The organism is Streptosporangium sp. OZ121, assembly GCF_051918885.1.
Lineage (GTDB): Bacteria > Actinomycetota > Actinomycetes > Streptosporangiales > Streptosporangiaceae > Streptosporangium.
The window spans coordinates 277,242-294,442 of the sequence record NZ_JBPXMC010000005.1 but is presented as its reverse complement, the minus strand read 5'-3'; the positions used below and the strand labels follow the sequence as shown (position 1 = coordinate 294,442).

General features: G+C 70.2%; 14 protein-coding genes. 3 read left to right on the top strand and 11 right to left on the bottom strand.

The window, feature by feature from the left end; genetic code table 11:
• Positions 1 to 54 precede the first annotated feature (54 nt).
• Both ACTOQ1_RS13425 and ACTOQ1_RS13420 read right to left on the bottom strand, forming a co-directional pair.
• Positions 55 to 1,563 carry a DUF1996 domain-containing protein gene (locus tag ACTOQ1_RS13425; protein ID WP_440067021.1) on the bottom strand — a complete coding sequence of 503 codons (1,509 nt, stop codon included), beginning with the start codon at positions 1,561 to 1,563 and terminating at the stop codon, positions 55 to 57.
• Positions 1,564 to 1,877: 314 nt separating this feature from the next.
• A complete protein-coding gene (locus tag ACTOQ1_RS13420) occupies positions 1,878 to 4,088 on the bottom strand; it encodes a fibronectin type III domain-containing protein (protein WP_440067019.1) in 2,211 nt (736 codons plus the stop codon).
• Between the two features lie 409 nt (positions 4,089 to 4,497).
• On the opposite strand from ACTOQ1_RS13420, the gene trxA reads away from it, so the two are divergent.
• On the top strand, positions 4,498 to 4,869 hold the full coding sequence (gene trxA / locus ACTOQ1_RS13415) for a thioredoxin (RefSeq protein WP_329083319.1): 372 nt from the start codon (positions 4,498 to 4,500) through the stop codon (positions 4,867 to 4,869).
• A 97-nt stretch (positions 4,870 to 4,966) separates the two neighbouring features.
• Here trxA and ACTOQ1_RS13410 read toward each other — a convergent pair whose 3' ends face one another.
• Both ACTOQ1_RS13410 and ACTOQ1_RS13405 read right to left on the bottom strand, forming a co-directional pair.
• Positions 4,967 to 6,298 (bottom strand): class II 3-deoxy-7-phosphoheptulonate synthase, encoded by a 1,332-nt coding sequence (locus ACTOQ1_RS13410; protein WP_440067017.1) that lies wholly within the window; start codon positions 6,296 to 6,298, stop codon positions 4,967 to 4,969.
• A 65-nt stretch (positions 6,299 to 6,363) separates the two neighbouring features.
• Entirely contained in the window at positions 6,364 to 7,581 is a 1,218-nt protein-coding gene (locus ACTOQ1_RS13405) for an FAD-dependent oxidoreductase (RefSeq protein WP_440067016.1), read from the bottom strand.
• Between the two features lie 226 nt (positions 7,582 to 7,807).
• Here ACTOQ1_RS13405 and ACTOQ1_RS13400 point away from each other — a divergent pair, with 226 nt between their 5' ends.
• Both ACTOQ1_RS13400 and ACTOQ1_RS13395 read left to right on the top strand, forming a co-directional pair.
• Positions 7,808 to 8,416: a TetR/AcrR family transcriptional regulator gene (locus ACTOQ1_RS13400; protein WP_440067014.1), complete on the top strand. Its 609-nt coding sequence runs from the start codon at positions 7,808 to 7,810 to the stop codon at positions 8,414 to 8,416.
• A 94-nt stretch (positions 8,417 to 8,510) separates the two neighbouring features.
• Positions 8,511 to 8,954 (top strand): YkvA family protein, encoded by a 444-nt coding sequence (locus ACTOQ1_RS13395; RefSeq protein ID WP_440067013.1) that lies wholly within the window; start codon positions 8,511 to 8,513, stop codon positions 8,952 to 8,954.
• Between the two features lie 16 nt (positions 8,955 to 8,970).
• Here ACTOQ1_RS13395 and ACTOQ1_RS13390 read toward each other — a convergent pair whose 3' ends face one another.
• From ACTOQ1_RS13390 to ACTOQ1_RS13360, 7 genes are all read right to left on the bottom strand, one after another.
• On the bottom strand, positions 8,971 to 9,960 hold the full coding sequence (locus ACTOQ1_RS13390) for a phosphotransferase family protein (protein WP_440067012.1): 990 nt from the start codon (positions 9,958 to 9,960) through the stop codon (positions 8,971 to 8,973).
• A 96-nt stretch (positions 9,961 to 10,056) separates the two neighbouring features.
• Positions 10,057 to 11,064, bottom strand: coding sequence for a LacI family DNA-binding transcriptional regulator (locus tag ACTOQ1_RS13385; protein WP_440067010.1), 1,008 nt, complete (start codon positions 11,062 to 11,064; stop codon positions 10,057 to 10,059).
• Between the two features lie 34 nt (positions 11,065 to 11,098).
• Positions 11,099 to 12,484 carry a GH1 family beta-glucosidase gene (locus tag ACTOQ1_RS13380; RefSeq protein WP_440067008.1) on the bottom strand — a complete coding sequence of 462 codons (1,386 nt, stop codon included), beginning with the start codon at positions 12,482 to 12,484 and terminating at the stop codon, positions 11,099 to 11,101.
• A gap of 35 nt (positions 12,485 to 12,519) precedes the next feature.
• Positions 12,520 to 13,326 (bottom strand): carbohydrate ABC transporter permease, encoded by an 807-nt coding sequence (locus ACTOQ1_RS13375; protein WP_440067006.1) that lies wholly within the window; start codon positions 13,324 to 13,326, stop codon positions 12,520 to 12,522.
• 92 nt (positions 13,327 to 13,418) lie between these two features.
• Positions 13,419 to 14,396 (bottom strand): carbohydrate ABC transporter permease, encoded by a 978-nt coding sequence (locus ACTOQ1_RS13370; protein ID WP_440067004.1) that lies wholly within the window; start codon positions 14,394 to 14,396, stop codon positions 13,419 to 13,421.
• Between the two features lie 83 nt (positions 14,397 to 14,479).
• Positions 14,480 to 15,832 carry an ABC transporter substrate-binding protein gene (locus tag ACTOQ1_RS13365; protein ID WP_440067002.1) on the bottom strand — a complete coding sequence of 451 codons (1,353 nt, stop codon included), beginning with the start codon at positions 15,830 to 15,832 and terminating at the stop codon, positions 14,480 to 14,482.
• Between the two features lie 659 nt (positions 15,833 to 16,491).
• A complete protein-coding gene (locus tag ACTOQ1_RS13360) occupies positions 16,492 to 17,187 on the bottom strand; it encodes a CHAP domain-containing protein (protein ID WP_440067000.1) in 696 nt (231 codons plus the stop codon).
• Positions 17,188 to 17,201: the final 14 nt, after the last annotated feature.

Genomic DNA, 17,201 nt, shown 5'->3' with positions numbered 1-17,201 from the left:
TGGCCCCGCGAAAGGCGGGATCACCGGCACGGCATGCGAGGTGGCGGGGGCCGGTCAGCGGCCCCAGCCCGGCGTGGTGCCGCACTTGGCCTTCGCGTTGAGGCAGACCTTCACGAGCGCGCCGAGAGCCTCCGGCTTCCACGCGTTCATGAAGTCCCCGTGGATCGAGGACGGCAGGCCCGACGACAGCGACAGGCCGTCACCGCCGAGGGAGTCGTAGCCGAGCATGAACGAGAGGTTGGGGACCGCGACCGGGTAGTCGCCGGAGCACGTGCCGTTCTTGGCGGGCCCCATGTGCGACTTGTGGTCGGGCGAGTCGATGTGCTTGCCGTCCCAGCAGTCCTGGAACGTCAGCTGGTAGATCAGGTTGCCGCCCGGTGCGCAGACGGGCCAGTTGCCGTCGGCGCTACGGCCGGTCTCCGCGCTGCCGGCGCACCAGAACTGGCCGGAGGCACCCTTCGGCGTCGCCACCTGCCGCTTCGCGTCGCCCTGCACCACGACCAGACCCGGCGGGAACGGCACGACCTCCGACGGGTCCTTGAGCCGGGAGCCGTAGTACACGCGGAAGTTCTTCATCGGGACCGACTTGCCGTTCTTCAGCAGGGTCGGCGCCCAGTAGGCGCTGTGGTCCCCGGGCGCGTCACAGTTCGTGGCGCTCGTGAACAGGTCTTCCACCGTGGTGTTCGCCGTCACCTTCGGGCCGAAGAAGGTGTGCATGTGGGAGGCGCCGACCAGGCCGGGCAGCACGACCGGGTCGTCCTTGGCCTCGTTGGCCACCTCACAGTTGGTGTGGAACTCGGGGACCCTCACGATCCCCGCGGGGACCGCCTGGGGCGCGACCTTGTTGTAGGCGTCCAGGGTCTTCTTCCACGCGGCCTGGTTCACCGGCACCCAGCCACCGGCGGGCGCGGTGGTGGTCGGGGTGGCGCTGGACGTCGGCTTCGGAGTCGAGGTCGTGGTCGGCTTCGGAGTCGAGGTCGGCTTCGGGGTCGTGCTCGTGGTCGGCTTCGGGGTCGGGTTCGTGGTGCCCGAGCCGGTGCCGAAGACCTGGAACTCCCACAGCGAGACGCCGTACCGGCCGGACCGCTTGGTCGCGTACAGCCGCACGAACCTGCCGGTGGCCGACAGGTTGATGGTCTGGACGCCGCCCTTGCCCGCCGTGGTGCTGTACACCGTCTTCCAGGGGCCGTTGCCGCCGGCGGCGGTCTGGATCTGGAACGCCGTGGCGTGGGCGCGCTCCCAGTTGATGACGATCTTCTTGATGGCGCTGGACTTGCCGAGGTCGACCGCGAGCCACTGCGGGTCGCTGAACTTGCTGCCCCAGCGGGTGCTGGTCTTGCCGTCGAAGGCGGCCGCGGCCGACAGGTCACCGCGCTCCGCCGAGGAGGCGATGGCGGTACGGCCCTGCGAGAGGGGCACCTCGGCCGCGGCGGCCGGGGAGGTGACGCTCACCATGGAGGTGCCCAGGAGGCCGACGAGAACACCGGCCAGCGACAGGCGGCGGACCTGGCGTACGACGGACGCGCGTCCGGCTCGGATGCCGCGCGAGGCGGTTGTGCTCATAGTGAATGGAGTCCTTGTCCTGTTGGGAAGTCATGGAGGGGACTTCTGGCGGCACTCACAAGCACCGCTACACAGGAGACCCGCAGGCCGCGAGTGGATAACGAAAACTTCGGAGAAACTCGTGACGTCTCGTTCTCGCGCAGGGAATTTCGGGAGCGGCCGCCGCCCTCGCCTCGAACGTGCAGGTCAACGCCGAGACCCTCCCGGTGGCGGGCGGGCGGCCCCTCGAACGCGCCGGGCCCCGGCCCACCCACCCGGGCGAGGGGTGGATGAGCAGGGGCCCGGCCGTCGGGCGCGGAGCCGGGGCCGGCCCGTCACGCGCAGGTGTATCCGGACGGGAGCGCGGTGTCGCCGTTCGGGCGGCTCACCTGGAAGCCGACGCCGGTGGTGGCGGCTCCGGCGGCGAGGGCGCCGTTGTGGGCGACGTTCCTGATGGTCACGGTCTGCCCGCTGACGGTGGTGGTGCCGTTCCACGAGCCGGTCAGCGTGTGCCCGGCCGGCAGCGTGAAGGTGACCGTCCATCCGGTGATCGCCGAGGTGCCGGTGTTGGTGATGGTCAGCGGCTGGATGACGTACCCGGTGCTCCACTGGGTCTGCACGGTCGGCACGGCCGCGCAGGCTCCGGTGGACGTGCCGGGCCGGGTGGTGACCTCCGCGGTGTTCGAGACCGGCGAGGTGTTGCCCGCCGCGTCCCGTGCCCTGACCTGGTAGCGGTAGGTGGTGCTCGGGGTCAGGCCCGTGTCGGCGAACGAGGTCGTGGCCGAGGTGCCGGCCTGGGTGAACGTGCCGCCGCTCGCGCCGGGCGCGCGCAGGATGTCGTAGCCGGAGACGCCGGTGTCGTCCGTCGAGGCCGTCCAGCTCAGGGTCGTGCCCGTGGACGTGGTTCCCGAGGCCGCCAAGCCGGCCGGGGCCGTCGGCGGCGAGGTGTCGTCACCGCCGCCGGCGGTCGTGGTGAACGTGACCGGCTGCGAGTCGCCGGACAGGTTGCCCGCGCCGTCGCGCGCCCGCACGTACACCTGGTACCGGGTGTTCGCGGTCAGCCCGGTGAGGGTGGTCGAGTTGGTGGTGGACTGCCCGAGTTGCGGGTCGGTGGCGCCCTCCTCGCGGTAGATGTTGTAGCCGGCCAGGCCGGAACCGCCCTGGTCGGTGGACGCGGCCCAGGTCAGCGTGGCGCCGGTGGCGGTCACGCCGGACGCGGCCGGGGTGCCCGGCGTGCTCGGCGGAGTGCTGTCGCCCGAATCGCCGAGGGTCGGAGTCTGCCAGTCCCTCCACTCGGCCAGGTTGCCGGACGCCCTGGACGAGATCCTCATCGCGCCGGGGGCGCTGCCCGTCTTCAGCAGGAACTTCTGGATGTTCTGCTGCAGGGGGGTCCTCCACTCGGACCGGTTGGCGCAGTGGCTGCCGTCCTGGATGTCGGACCAGTAGGTGATGTTGCCTCCCGCGCCGAGAGCCTTGTAGACCTCCGCCCCGCCCAGGGCCGCCACGCTCGCGGATCGGGGGCCCAGGTTGGCGATGTGCGGGTTGTCCATGATGAACAGTCCGCGCGGCGCGACCATGGCCACCATCTGGTGGGTGTCCACCGGTAGCCGTGCCGGGCTGCCGGTGAAGGAGCCGAACGCGTCGCCCAGCCAGGGCTGCTCCCCGTAGGCGCTGCTCAGGCTCTGGGCGCCTTCCCCGGGAATCCCGCGGAAGATGGGCACGCCGGCGCTTCCCGACTCGATCGGCATGGTCAGCGCGATGCGCTGGTCGAACGCGCCGACCACGAAGGCGCCCTTCCCGAACCGCGAGCATCCCGTGACGCCGGTGGCGTCGGCCTTGAGGACGTTGCCGTTGGACTGCTCGATGACGTCGATGATCCGGCTTACCCCCCAGGCCCAGGCCATGAGCAGGCCCGTGCTGCTCGAGGAGCCGTAGACGCTGTAGAAGGCGCCCTGTTTGTTGTTGCGTGGCGTGCCCTCCCGGCCGACCGCGTAGGGGTCGTAGGTGATGACCGCGGCACCGGCCGCTCTGATGGCGGCCGTGTCCGCTCCGAATCCCCCCAGGACGACGACCGCGGGAAAGGGGCCGGACCCGCTCGGCAGCGAGACACCCGCGGAGAAGCTGGAGCTCCTGCCGTTGTGGCTCACGTTCACGGTGATGCCGCTGTTCGAGACCGTCCCCGTGACGGTGGCCGGCTTGACGGGCTTCTCGCCGTAGACGAACTTCTCCGCCAGCTTCTTGATCTCCTCGCGCCGGCACCGCCATTCGGACGTGGTGGAGATGCGCGTACCGTTCAGCTTCCTGAAGGGGTCGGGGAGCCTGGAGTCGGTGGGCAGCGATCCCGCGTCGGGCAGGCCGGTCACCGCGCAGTCGGCACCCTCGTTCTCGACTCCGGCAGCGGCGGCTGTGGTGACGGTGGTGGCGGCGAGGGCGGCGGTGGCCTCGGCGGAGGTCACCGTCACCGCCCCGGTGACCGAGAGCATCGCCGCCACCGCCGGCGCGACGACCCTTGAGGGGATCTTGAAGCGGGTCAAGCCGATGATCACTGGGGCTCTCCTTTCCGGGTGGGGTGTTGGCGATCAGTCTGGGAACGCGACCGAAAGGCGTCAACACGGGTGCCGAAATATTTCGAAAGCCGATCTTTTCTTGCATTCCTGAGCTGGAAATATCTCTATGCCATCAGTAAAACTTTCGGAAAGTAGCTGAAAAGAAGGTGTGTTTCCCTCGCTAGGTCCGTTGCTCGGAAAGTTTCGGAGCGGCGCGCCGTGCTCGGGGCGCCCGGTGACCGGATCGAGAACGGGGGACGGGGCCCGGACGCGTCGCCCCCGGCAGCGTCCACCGGCCCGGCGGGTTCCCGCCGCCCCGGTGGGACGGCGGGACGGCGGGGATGGAATGCGCGGGGGAGGGAAGTGGTTATGCCAGCCGTACAGACGTGAACGACAGGAGGAGCCACCGGTGGCCACCATCGAGGTAACCGAGAAGAACTTCAACGACATCGCCGATGAGGGGATCGTCCTGCTGGACTTCTGGGCGGCCTGGTGCGGACCGTGCCGCACCTTCGGGCCGATTTTCGAGAAGTCGTCGGCGAAGCACACGGACATCAAGTTCGGCAAGATCGACACCGAGGCCGAGCAGGCGCTCGCGCAGGGATTCGAGATCACCTCGATCCCGACGATCATGGCCATCCGCGATGGCATCGTCGTCTTCGCCCAGCCGGGCGCGCTGCCCGAGCCCGCCCTCGAGGACCTCATCGGCCAGGTCCGCGCCCTCGACATGGAGGCGATCCGCGCCGAGCTCGCCAACGAGCTGGGTGCCCAGAAGGGCTGATGCCCGGATCGCGGAAGCCCCGCGCCGCCGGAGGGAAGGAATCCGACGGCGCGGGGCTTTCGCATGACCGGGGTCCGGGCCGGCCCGGCCCGGAAGGTCAGACCGAGCGGTAGAGCTCGGCCACCCGGAAGGCCAGGTCGAGCGACTGGCCACGGTTGAGACGCGGGTCGCAGGCCGTCTCGTAGCGTCTGGCCAGGTCGTCCTCGACGATCTCGGCGCCGCCGCCCACGCACTCGGTGACGTCGTCGCCGGTGAACTCGATGTGGACGCCGCCCGGATGGGTGCCGAGCGCGCGGTGCACCTCGAAGAAGCCCGCCACCTCGTTCAGGACGTCGTCCAGGCGGCGGGTCTTGTGGCCGCTGGGCGCCTCGAAGGTGTTGCCGTGCATGGGGTCGCAGATCCACGCCACCTGGGCACCGCTCGCGGTCACCTTCTCCACCAGCTCGGGGAGGTGCTCGCGGATCTTCGACGCGCCCATCCGGGTGATGAAGGTCAGGCGCCCGGCCTCGTTGTCCGGGTTGAGCTTCTCGATCAGCGCGAGGGCGTCCTCGGCGCTGGTCGTCGGGCCGAGCTTGACGCCGATCGGGTTGCGGATGCTGGCGAAGAACTCCACGTGGGCACCGTCGAGCTGGCGGGTGCGCTCGCCGATCCAGACCATGTGCGCCGAGACGTCGTACGGGCGGCCGGTCCGCGAGTCGATCCGGGTGAGCGCCTGGTCGTAGTCGAGGATCAGCGCCTCGTGCGAGGAGTAGAACTCGACGGTGTGGAACTCCTCGGGCTCCACGCCGCAGGCGCGCATGAAGGCCAGCGCCTGGTCGATCTCGCGGGCGAGCTGCTCGTAGCGCTTGCCGGCCGGGGACTCGATCACGAAGTCCTGGTTCCAGGCGTGCACCTGGCGCAGGTCGGCGTAGCCGCCCTTGGTGAAGGCGCGGATCAGGTTGAGCGTCACCGCCGAGGAGTGGTAGGCCCGCAGCAGCCGCCAGGGGTCGGGAACGCGGGACTCGGGGGTGAAGTCGAAGCCGTTGACCATGTCGCCCCGGTAGGCGGGCAGCTTGACGTCGTCGCGGGTCTCGAAGTTCTTCGAGCGCGGCTTGGCGAACTGCCCGGCCATCCGGCCGATCTTCACCACGGGGACCTTCGCCGCGTAGGTCAGCACGATGGCCATCTGCAGCAGCGTCTTGAGCTTGTTGCGCACGTCGTCGGCGGTGGCGCCGCCGAAGGTCTCGGCGCAGTCTCCGCCCTGGAGGACGAAGGCCTCGCCCCGCGTCACCGCCGCCAGGTCCGCCTTGAGGTTGTCGCACTCGCCCGCGAAGACGAGGGGCGGGAGGCCCTTCAGCTCGCCGACGACCTTGTCCAGCTCGCCGCGGTCGGGCCACTCGGGCTGCTGCGCCGCAGGCAGCCGCCGCCAGGAATCGAGGTTGATGCTCACGACATACCAGGCTATTGCAAGCGGCTGTTCGAACAGACCTGATTGTCCACGTAGTGAGAAGGTCTTTATACCTGGTGAGATTTCACCGGGCTGGAAACATGCTCGGGAAGGATGCCCAGGCCGACGAAACGCCTGGCCAGGAAGCCGATCAGGGGAAGGCGGGAGATGTCGCGCGGCAGCCGCACCGGCCGGGGGCGCTCGCTCAGCGCCGGCCGGATCAGCCGGCTCTGGAGGACGCGCTGGGCGAACTGGGTGACGGCGGTGGGCGGGTTGCGCCGCCGCTGGACCCTCGCGAGCAGCGATTCGGGGATCTCGGCCCCGGCGGCGAGCGGCGCGGCCAGCAGGTTCGCGGCGGCGACCGCGTCCTGTACGGCCAGGTTGATGCCGACGCCGAAGATCGGCGACATGGCGTGCGCGGCGTCGCCGATGACCAGCAGGCCGGGGCGGTGCCAGCGGCGCAGCCGGTTGAGCGCGACCGACAGCATGCTGACCGCCTCGAAGTCCCGCAGCTGCCCGACCCGATCCCCGAGGAAGGGCAGGAGCCTGGCGACCGGCTCGCGGACCGCCTCGATCCCCTGGGAACGCAGGGTTTCGAAGCCGCCCTTGGGGATCAGGTAGGCGAGCTGCCAGTAGGTCTCGCGATTGATCGCCACCATCAGGTGCCCGTTGGATATCCGCAGGAACGTCATCTCGGGATCGGCGGGCTCGCGCGGCAGCCGGAACCAGAGCACGTCCATGGGGGCGCTGTGCTCCACGGGGACGAGCCCGGCGGCCCGGCGTACGTCGGAGTGGCGGCCGTCGGCGGCCACGGTGAGCGTCGCGCGCAGCTCGTGCTCGCCCGAGGCGTCCCGGTAGCGCACCCCGCGCACCGCGTCGCCCTCGCGGATCACCCCGTGCACCTCGGCCTCCATGATGAGGCGGAAGTTCGGATACCGCCTGGCGGCGGTGGTCAGCAGGTCGAGGAACTCCCACTGCGGGACGAAGGCGATGTACCGGTACTTGCCCTTGAGTTTCCGCAGATCGGCGACCGGCACCGTGGTGTCGTCGGTGTGGATCTCCATCCTGTACGTCTTGCGGTGCGGGAGCCGGTGGAACTCCTCGGCCAGGCCCAGCTCGTCGAGGATCTGCAGGGTCGAGGGATGGATGGTGTCACCCCTGAAGTCGCGCAGGAAGTCGCTGTGCTTCTCCAGGAGCGTCACCTCGACGCCCGCCCTGGCCAGCAGCAGTGCGAGCATCGCCCCCGCCGGGCCGCCCCCGGCGATCACGCATGTGTTCCGTCTCATAATTCATCACCCAGTGAAATTCTGGCACAGGAGCCGGCGGAAGGAAACAGGTTCGCCGGCGATTCGCTCCTCATCCAGTGTCGAATCGCGGGGTGCGAGGACGGAACGCGACCCCTCGGGGAGGCCTGCGGGTCTGCGAGCCGTGGACGGCGGGCGAAGACGGCGTCCGGCCGGCGGGGCCGCCGAATTTATTGGACCGTGCGGTCCAGGGGGTTATGCTGTGGACATGCCCACCCCGGCGAAGTTCACCGTGAAAGGGGCGCTCACGCGCGCCCGCATCGTCGAGGCCGCCGCCGACCTGATCCTGGCCCGCGGGGTCGGCGGTACGACCCTGGACGACATCCGGGCCGGGACCGCGACCAGCAAGAGCCAGCTGTTCCACTACTTCCCGGACGGAAAGCGCGACCTGGTCGCGGCGATCGCGTCGTTCCAGGCCGAGCGGGTGCTCCAGGCGCAGAGGCCGTTCCTGGACACGCTCGACACCTGGGAGGCGTGGGAGGGCTGGCGTGACGCCGTCATCGCGCACTACGGCTCGCAGCCGCACTGGGGCTGTCCGATCGGGGCGATGGCGAGCGAGCTCGCCGGCAGTGATCCCGAGCGCGCCGCCGAGGTGGCCGGGCACATGGACCGCTGGTGCGGATACCTGCGGGCGGGGCTCACGCGCATGCGCGCCACCGGCCTGCTGCGCGCCGACGCCGACCCGGAGGAACTGGCCCTGGCGATCTTCGCGGCGCTCCAGGGAGGACTGCTGCTGACCCAGACGACGCAGTCGATCAAGCCGCTGCGCGCGGCGCTGGACGCGGCCCTGACGGCGTTGCGGGCCTCGGCGGCCTGAGCCTCCCACGGGTCCCGGCTGTCACGGGGGCGTTCGCCGGGCGAGGCTGTCACGGGGCGTTCGCCGGGAGACGAGAACGAGGAGGGCCGGGAGGGTGTCCGAGGTCTGGAAGGTGGCGGCGGGGATCGCGGGCGGCCTGCTGCTGCTCTGGCTGGCCCTGGCCGCCTTCCTGGTGATGGCGCGCCCCAGGGGCGGCGCGCTGGGCGAGGCGTTGCGCCTGCTGCCCGACCTGCTCCGCCTGGTCGCCAGGCTCGCGCGCGACGACGGCCTGCCGCGGGGGGTGCGGGCGCGGCTGTGGCTGCTGCTGGGCTACCTGGCGCTGCCCATCGACCTGATCCCCGACTTCATCCCCGTGCTCGGCTACGCCGACGACGCGATCATCGTCGCCTTCGTCCTGCGCTCGGTCATCAGGCGTGCCGGGCCCGGCGCGCTGGCCGGGCACTGGCCCGGCACGCCGGAGGGGCTGGCCGTCGTCCTGCGCCTCGTCGGAGGGCCCCGGCAGCCGGGAGCCGCGCCTCCCCGCCCCGGCGGGCGGTGACGACGACCGGCTCAGGTCACGGCGTCGCCGAGAGCACGTCGAGGGCGTCGAGCACGGCGGCGGCGGAGCGGTCGCGAAGGGAGGCGTACTCCTTCTCCGGATACTGGCGGGGGCCGTTCTCGACCAGGATGATCAGGGCGAGGTAGAGGCGGTAGAGGGTCATCCGGGTGCGGGCGGGGCCGGTGAACTCCACGACGCCGCCCGCTTCGCGGTATCCGGCGATGATCGGGTCGGACTCGTCCAGCCTGCCGAAGATCGTGGGAGTGACGAAGTCGGCCAGCGGGTCGCCCCAGAAGGCCCGCTCGTGGTCGATGATCGCCTGGATGCGCGGCGTCTCGTCGCGGGTCAGGAAGACGTTGCCCGGCCACACGTCGAAATGGACCAGGCGGGGGATCACGACCTCGTCCAGCGCGCCCGCGCCCGACTCGATCGCCGCCGCGATCTCGGGCACCGGCCTCGGCAGCGGGGTGGCGTAGCGGCCGGCGTCGGCCAGGAGCGCGCCGGTCATCGTCAGGAACGCCTCCCGCCAGGTGCCGCCGGTCAGGCCCGCGTGCGGGTAGCCGTAGACGTCGCCGGTGATCGCGTTCAGCCGGGCCAGGTGGCCGCCGAGCTCGCGGCGCAGGGCCCGCCGGTCCGCCTCCGCCGGCTTCGCCCGGTTCCACGGCACCCCGTCGAGGGCGGACAGGACCAGGTAGTCGCCGCCCAGCACCGGGTCGTCGAACCCGGCGCGCAGCAGCTCGGGAACCGGCACCCCGGCGGGGCCCGCCAGGTCGTAGACCATGGCCTCGGTGCGCAGCAGGTCGCGCTCGTAGCGCAGCTGCTCCAGCTCGGGCGGCGGCGACAGCTTCAGGACCACCTCGCGCCCGTCCAGCAGCGCCAGCCGCCACACGGCGTTGGCGAAGCCGTCGGTCAGCTCGGTGGCGGAGGAGAGGCCGACGCCCAGGGCCCGCCGCGCCAGCGCGTCGAGTTCCGCGGGCGCGAGCGGGCGTTTCGTCCTGCTGTCCATTTCCTGCCTCGGTGCTGCTGGGGGGAACGGCGGCGCGGCCGGGACGGAGCGCGCCGGGCAAGGGTAAGCCGGGTGAGGAGACGAAGGTGAGCCGGGTCAGGCGGACCCGCGCTCGATCAGGTGGGTGTCCAGTATCACCACCGGCTGTTCCAGCTGCTCACCGTTGATGCGGGCGACGAGAAGGTGGGCCATCTGCCGGCCCATCGACTCGGTGGGCTGGTGCACGCTGGTGAGGGCGGGGGAGGAGTGCGCCCCGGCGGGGGAGTCGTCGAAGCCGATCACCGCGACGTCGCCGGGGATCGACCTGCCCTCCTCGCGCAGCACCCGCATCGCGCCCAGCGCCATCGGGTCGGAGGCGGTGAAGACGGCGTCCAGGTCGTGATGCTCGGCGAGGAGCCTGCGCATCCCCGCCATCCCGCTCTCCTCGCTGAAGTCGCCGTACGTCACCATCTCGCTCACGCCGGTCGCGAGCAGCGCGTCGCGGTAGCCCGCGAGCCGGTCGACGCCCACGCCCATGTCCTGGGGGCCCGCGATGGTGGCGATCCGGCGGCGGCCCTTGGCCAGCAGGTATTTGACCGCCTGCCTGGCCCCGGCCCGGTTGTCGACGTCGACGTAGCTGTAGGGGGTGAGGCCGACCGGGCGGCCGCCGATGACGGTCGGCACGCCCATCGCCTCCAGCCGCCCCGGCAGCGGGTCGGCGCCGTGCAGGGAGATCAGCAGCACCCCGTCGACGTGCTGCCCGGTCAGGTAGTGCTCCAGCCGCTCGTGGTCCTGCGCCGACTGCGCCATCGCGAGGATCAGCTGCAGGCCGGTCTCGGACAGCGCCGAGCCGATGCCGCGGATGGTCCCGGCGAAGTACGGCTCGTCGAAGACCCTCAGCTCCGACTCCGAGACCACCAGCGCCACGGTGTCGGTGCGCCGGGTGACCAGCGCGCGGGCCGCCCGGTTGGGCACGTAGCCCAGCTCCTGGATCGCCCGCAGCACGGCGTCGCGAGCCTTCTCGCTCACCTTCGGCGAGCCGTTGATGACCCGCGACACCGTGCCCCGGCCGACACCGGCCAGGGCCGCGACCGCCTCGAGCGTCGGACGACGGTCGCCGTTCATGTGTGTGCGCCCCCAGTGGTGAATTTCCCGGCCCCTATTCTGCCGGACCGCTCAGGCCTCCACGCCTGATGGTCCCGGCATACCAGAGAGCGCTCTCTTTGGGAACTCTGACCTGGGTCTCGTAGTCGACGTGGACCAGCCCGAAACGCTTGCCGTACCCCCACGCCCACTCGAAATTGTCCATCAGCGACCAGGCGAAGTAGCCCTCCAGCGGGATCCCGGCCTCGATCGCGGCGTGGCAGGTGCGCAGGTGGGCGTCGATGTAGTCCACCCGGTCGCGGTCGTGAACGACACCGTCGGGGCCCACGACGTCGTCGAAGGCCGCGCCGTTCTCGGAGATGACCAGCGGGACGCGCGGGTACTCGGCGGCGAGCCGGTGCAGGATCTCCAGCAGCCCCGAGTGGTCGATCTCCCAGCCCATCGCCGTCACGGGCCGCCCGCCCTCGACGAACGACACGTGCTCGCTGCCGACCCAGGGCGACCCGGTGTCGGTGGGCGCCGCCGCGGCCGACGCGGCGCCGCCGGGGGTGCCCGAGACGGTGAAGCGGCTGTAGTAGTTGATCAGCAGCTTGTCCAGCGGCGTCGAGATGATCTCCATGTCCCCGTCGTGGACGAGCCCCTCCGGCCGGCCGAGGTCCTCCAGGACGTCGTCCGGGTACTCGCCCTTGAGCAGGGCGTCCAGGAAGAAGCGGTTCTGCAGCCCGTCGATGCGGCGGGCGGCGTCCTGGTCGGCCTCCGAGGAGGTCTGGGGCGAGATCGCGTACAGGTTGACGCAGCCGCCGATGACGGTCTCCGGCCGCTGGGCCCGGATCGCCTGGGCGGCCAGTCCGTGCGCGAGCAGGAGGTGGTGGGCGGCGTACACGGCCTTTTCCGGCTCGCGACGGCCGGGGGCGTGCTCGCCAGAGGCGTACCCGAGGAACGCCGAGCACCAGGGCTCGTTGACCGTGCTCCAGTTGCGGACCCGGTCGCCCAGCGCGTCGTGCACGGCCGCCGCGTAGTCGGCGAAGCGCTTCGACGTGTCACGTGCCGGCCAGCCGCCCGCGTCTTCCAGGGGCTGGGGCAGGTCCCAGTGGTAGAGCGTCACCCACGGGTCGACGCCCCGGGAGAGGAGCTCGTCGACCAGGCGGCTGTAGAAGTCGATGCCCCCCTGGTTGACGGCGCCACGCCCTTCGGGCTGGATCCGGGGCCAGGAGATGGAGAACCGGTACGCGCCGAGGCCGAGTTCGGCCATCATCCGCACGTCATCCCGGTAGCGGTTGTAGTGGTCGATGGCGATGTCGGCGTGCTCGCCGTTCACCACCCGTCCCGGCTGCTTGACGAAGGTGTCCCAGATGGAGCGGCCTCGGCCACCCTCCGAGACCGCGCCCTCGATCTGGTAGGCGGAGGTGGCCGCGCCCCAGACGAAGTTCGTCGGAAACATCAGATCCGGGGTCTGAATCCGCGTCTCTTGCGTCGTCACGCCTTGACCGCACCTTCCATGAGTCCGCCGACGATCTGGCGGCCGAACGCGATGAAAACGATGAACAGCGGCAGGACCGACGCCGCGGTGCCGGTGAACAGCATCACGTAGTCGGTTCCGTGCGCCTGGTTGAGCGCCGCGATCGACGTCTGAACCACCGGGTTGTCCGGGTTCAGCACGATCAACGGCCACATGAACTCGTTCCAGGTCTGCATGAAGACCAGGAGGGTGAGCACCGCCATTCCCGGGCGGAGCGCCGGGAGGATGACGTTCACGTAGATGCGCATGGTGGAGGCGCCGTCGACACGGGCCGCCTCGACCAGCTCGTCGGGCACCGCCTGGGTGGCGTACTGGGTCATCATGAAGACGCCGAAGCCGTTGACCAGGAAGGGCAGGATGACCGCCTTCAGCTGGCCGGTCCAGCCGAGCGTGACCATGAGCTCGTACAGCGGCACGATGCCCATCTGCTGGAGCGGGACCATCATCGTCACCAGGATCAGGCCCAGCAGGATCTTGCTGCCCCGGAAGCGCAGCTTGGCGAAGGCGAAGCCGGCCAGGGTGGAGATCAGCACGACCGAGACCGTCACGGTGACCGAGACGATGGCCGAGTTGATCAGGCCGGTCATGAAGTAGGCGTCCTCGGTGGACAGCAGCCGCGCGATGTTCTCACCGAGGTGGCCGCCGGGGAGCAGCGGCGGCGGTACGTCGATGGCCTCCTCGTTGGTCCGGGTGGCCATGATGAACATGTAGTAGATGGGGAACGCCGACAGCACGAGGGCGAGGGCCAGCACGACCTTCGTCATGGGGCCGGCGTCCCAGATGCGGTTCCGCGCGCTCGACGGGCCCGAGGGCCGTCGGGAGTGCTGCGCGGGGGGCCGCCGGAGCTGGGTGACCGTCACTTGGAACCCCCGATACGGCGGGTGAAGGAGTAGTTGATGAGCGTCCCGATCAGGATCAGCGCGAACAGCAGCCACGAGGCGGCGGCGGCGTAGCCGAAGTCGAAGTCGCGGAACGCCTCCTTGACGATGAACATCGCCACGGTCTGGTACTGGCCGGTGGCACCGCCGCTCATCGTCGGGTTGCCGTCGAACATGACCGGCTCGGTGAACAGCGTCAGGCCGCCGATGGTGGAGATGAACACGACGAAGACGATCGTCGGGCGCAGCATCGGGATGGTGATCTGCCAGAACTGCCGCCTGGGCGTGGCGCCGTCGATGGAGGCGGCCTCGTAGAGATCCCTGGGAATGGTCTGCATGGCGGCCAGCAGGATGATCGCGTTGTAGCCGGTCCAGCGCCAGTCGATCATGGTGGAGATCGCGATCCACGAGGACCACTTCTCGTTCTGCCAGTTGATCGCGTCGACGTTGAAGAAGCTCAGGAACCAGTTGATCATGCCGTAGTCGCGCCCGTACAGCTGGGTGAAGACCACCGCGACGGCGACGACGGAGGTGATCAGCGGCAGCAGCACGCCGAGGCGGAAGAAGAGCCGTCCCCGGATGCGCTTGTTGAGCGCGTTGGCCAGCAGGAGGGCCAGGACCAGCTGCGGAATCGTCGACAGGACGAACATGCCGAGGGTGTTGAACACCGCGTTCCAGAAGGCCGCGTCGGTGATCAGCTCGATGTAGTTGTCGAGACCGACGAGGGTCTTGTCCCCGGCGAGCTCCCACTCGTGCAGCGAGACCCAGAGGGTGTAGCCGAGCGGGAAGATGCCGAAGACGGCGAAAAGCAGGAAGTACGGGGAGACGAGGAAGTAGGGGGTCGCCCGGAGGTCGAACCGGGCCCACCCACTGCCCCGCTTCGGTCCACGGCGCCCGGCCGGCCGGCGAGGGCCGGGCCGCGGCGGGGCAGCCGGGGAGTCGACGTGCAGTGTCATCGATCAGAGCCTTTCAGCGGGGGCAGGCGACCGGCCCGGCCGCGGGATCACCGCAGCCGGGCCGATGCGGGTCGGTACGGGGATCAGCCCGCTGCCTTGACGCCGGCCTCGAGGAACTTGGTCCAGGCCTGGTCGTAGGGGACCGAGCCCTGGTCCATGCCCTCGAGCACCTTCTCCACCGCGGTCTTGACCTGGGCGTGCTTCTCACCGAGGAAGACGGGCAGCAGGTCCTTGACCGAGGCGCCGAAGATCTGGCCGGTCGGCGCGTCGTTGAAGAACGGGTTCTTCAGGTCGGCGACCGCCGGGTCCTGCTGCGCGGGGAGGGAGCTCGGGAAGGCCGCGGCCTCCTGGAAGGCCATGATGTGGCCCTCCTTGCCGGTGAGGTAGTTCAGGACCTCGGCGGCCTCCTTGGGGTGCTTGCTCTGCTTGGGGATCGCCAGGTAGGAGCCGCCCCAGTTGCCCGCGCCGCCGGGCACGGATGCGACGTCCCACTTGCCCTTGTTGCCCTCACCGGCCGCACCGGAGACCACGCCGAGCATCCAGGCCGGGCAGCCCATGGTCGCGAAGGCGCCCTTCTTGATCGCGGCGTTCCACGGCGGGCTGAACGAGGCGAGCTTGGCGGTCAGGCCCGCCTCGCTGAAGCTCTTCACCGTGTCGAAGGAGGTCTTGATGGCCGGGTTGGTCTCGACGATGAGCTGGTTGTTCTTGTCGAAGTAGGCGACGTTGCCGTTCTTCGGCGCCTCCTGCGACAGGATCACGTTGTAGAGCGTGTTCGGGCCGTCAATGAACTTGGGGTCGGTCTTGCCGGGGTTGGCGGCCTTGAACTTCTCACCGATCGCCTTGAAGGCGTTCCAGTCCGGCCAGAGCTTGCCGACCTCCTCGCGGTCGGTGGGCAGGCCCGCCTTCTCGAACAGGTCCTTGCGGTAGCACATGGTCATGCCGCCGATGTCGGTGCCCAGGGCGAAGAGCTTGTTGTCGGCGTTGATGCCGTTGTCCCACTTCGCCGCGGGGAAGTCGGCCTTGCGGCTGTCCAGCCCGTACTCGGCCAGGTCGGTGAAGAACTGCGGGCGGGCCTTCATGAGGCCCATCGCGCCCTCGTCCAGGGCGATGATGTCAGCCGCGCCGCTGCCCGCCTGCAGGCGCTGGAGCAGCTGCGGGAGGTAGACGTCCTCGAACCGGTCGGTCAGGTTCTGGTACTTGACCTGGATGTTCGGGTGCGCCGCGTTCCACGTCTCCACGGCCTTGTCGTAGCCGAAGTTCTCGCCGCCGCCGAAGGTGTGCACGGTGATGGTCACCGGCTCGGCCGGAGCGGCGGCGGAACCGGTGCCCGCGGCGGGCGCGGGCGGCTCGCTGGAACTGCACGAAGTGATGGCCAGGGCGGTGGCCGCCATGACCGCGACGGCGGCCAGCTTGCCGTGCCGCTTGTTGTTCAACATTACGGACCCCTCTCAGGTGGTCGCCCGAATCATTGGGAGGCGACATCGCGGGCCGGTCCCCGACAAACGCGGTCCTCGCGACGAGGTCGTTCCTCAATGTGCTTTGGGAGCGCTCCCACGAAGAGTGGACGATGGGCAACCGGGACGTCAATATGCCGAAACTCAACCGTTACATCCGGTCGTTTTAGGCAGGACTATCGGCGTCGAACATGGACAAAAACCTCATCAGGGCGATTGGGAGCGCTCCCATCTCACGGGCATACAGTCGGGGCATTTCGTGTGCGTGCGGGGAGGGGGGCATCGCGGGCGTCCCCGGTGGCGGCGGCGCAAGGTTGTCAAGGGAGTGTCAGGGCAGGCGCGGGCGAGGGCCGCGGGAGCTGGTGCCGTCACCACCGGGGCGGGCGTGGGGAAGGGGTTCGAGAAGGCGACCGCCGGGCCGGAAGTGGGAGAGGCGCGCTGTGACGAGTGTCTCCGGGGCGGGGCCGGGCGCTGTGACGAGCGTCGCCGGGGTGGGACGGGCGAGGACACGGAACGCTCCCGGGGGCGGCGCTCGAACGAGCGCCGCCCCCGGGAGCGGGTGGACCGGGCAGCCGCTCACCGGCGGGGGCCGGGACGCCCGCGCCGCCGGGGGGCGGCGGGCGCGGGCGGCGGGCGCGGGGTCAGTCGGAGTAGACGGGGTATCCGTAGCCGACGACCTGGGAGACCGGCCGGACGCGCTGTTCGACGTCGCCGTTGCCGGTGTTGCCCTCGATCGTGGTGATCGTGCCGTCTCCGTTGTCCTTCTTCACGAAGCCGACGTGGTCGATGCCGTCGATGCTCTTGCCGCCTGCCCAGTCGAAGTAGACGACGGCGCCGGGGGTGGGGATGGTGCCCCAGTGCCCGTTGTCCTTGAACCACTTGGCGTGGGCTACGGTGTAGGCGTCCCAGCCCATCGTGGGGCGGATGCCGGCCATCTCGCCGACCCAGGAGACGAACATCGCGCACCAGGGGGCGTTGGCGTAGTCGTACACGGTGTTGCCGCCGTCGCGGGCGAGGGTCTCCTTGGCGCGAGGGCTCGACATGTACCAGGAGTGGAACTTGGTCCCGCCGCCCCGGGAGTTCTCGCGGATGCCGATCTGCTTGGAGGCGATGTCCAGGACCTTCGCCGCGGAGACCTTGGGAAGCCTCTCGGCCACGATCTGGAGCGGGGTCTTGGCGGCCTTGGAATCCTGGGCCTTGGTGTCGACGGGGGGTGCGTTCACGACGCCGTGGCCGTCGGCCAGGGCGACGCCGGTGGTGCCGGTGGCCAGGGCGACACAGGCGCCCAGGACGGCGCATGCCGCGCGGGGGGTGGAGATGAGGCGATGCTTAGCCATACGGGGGTTCGACT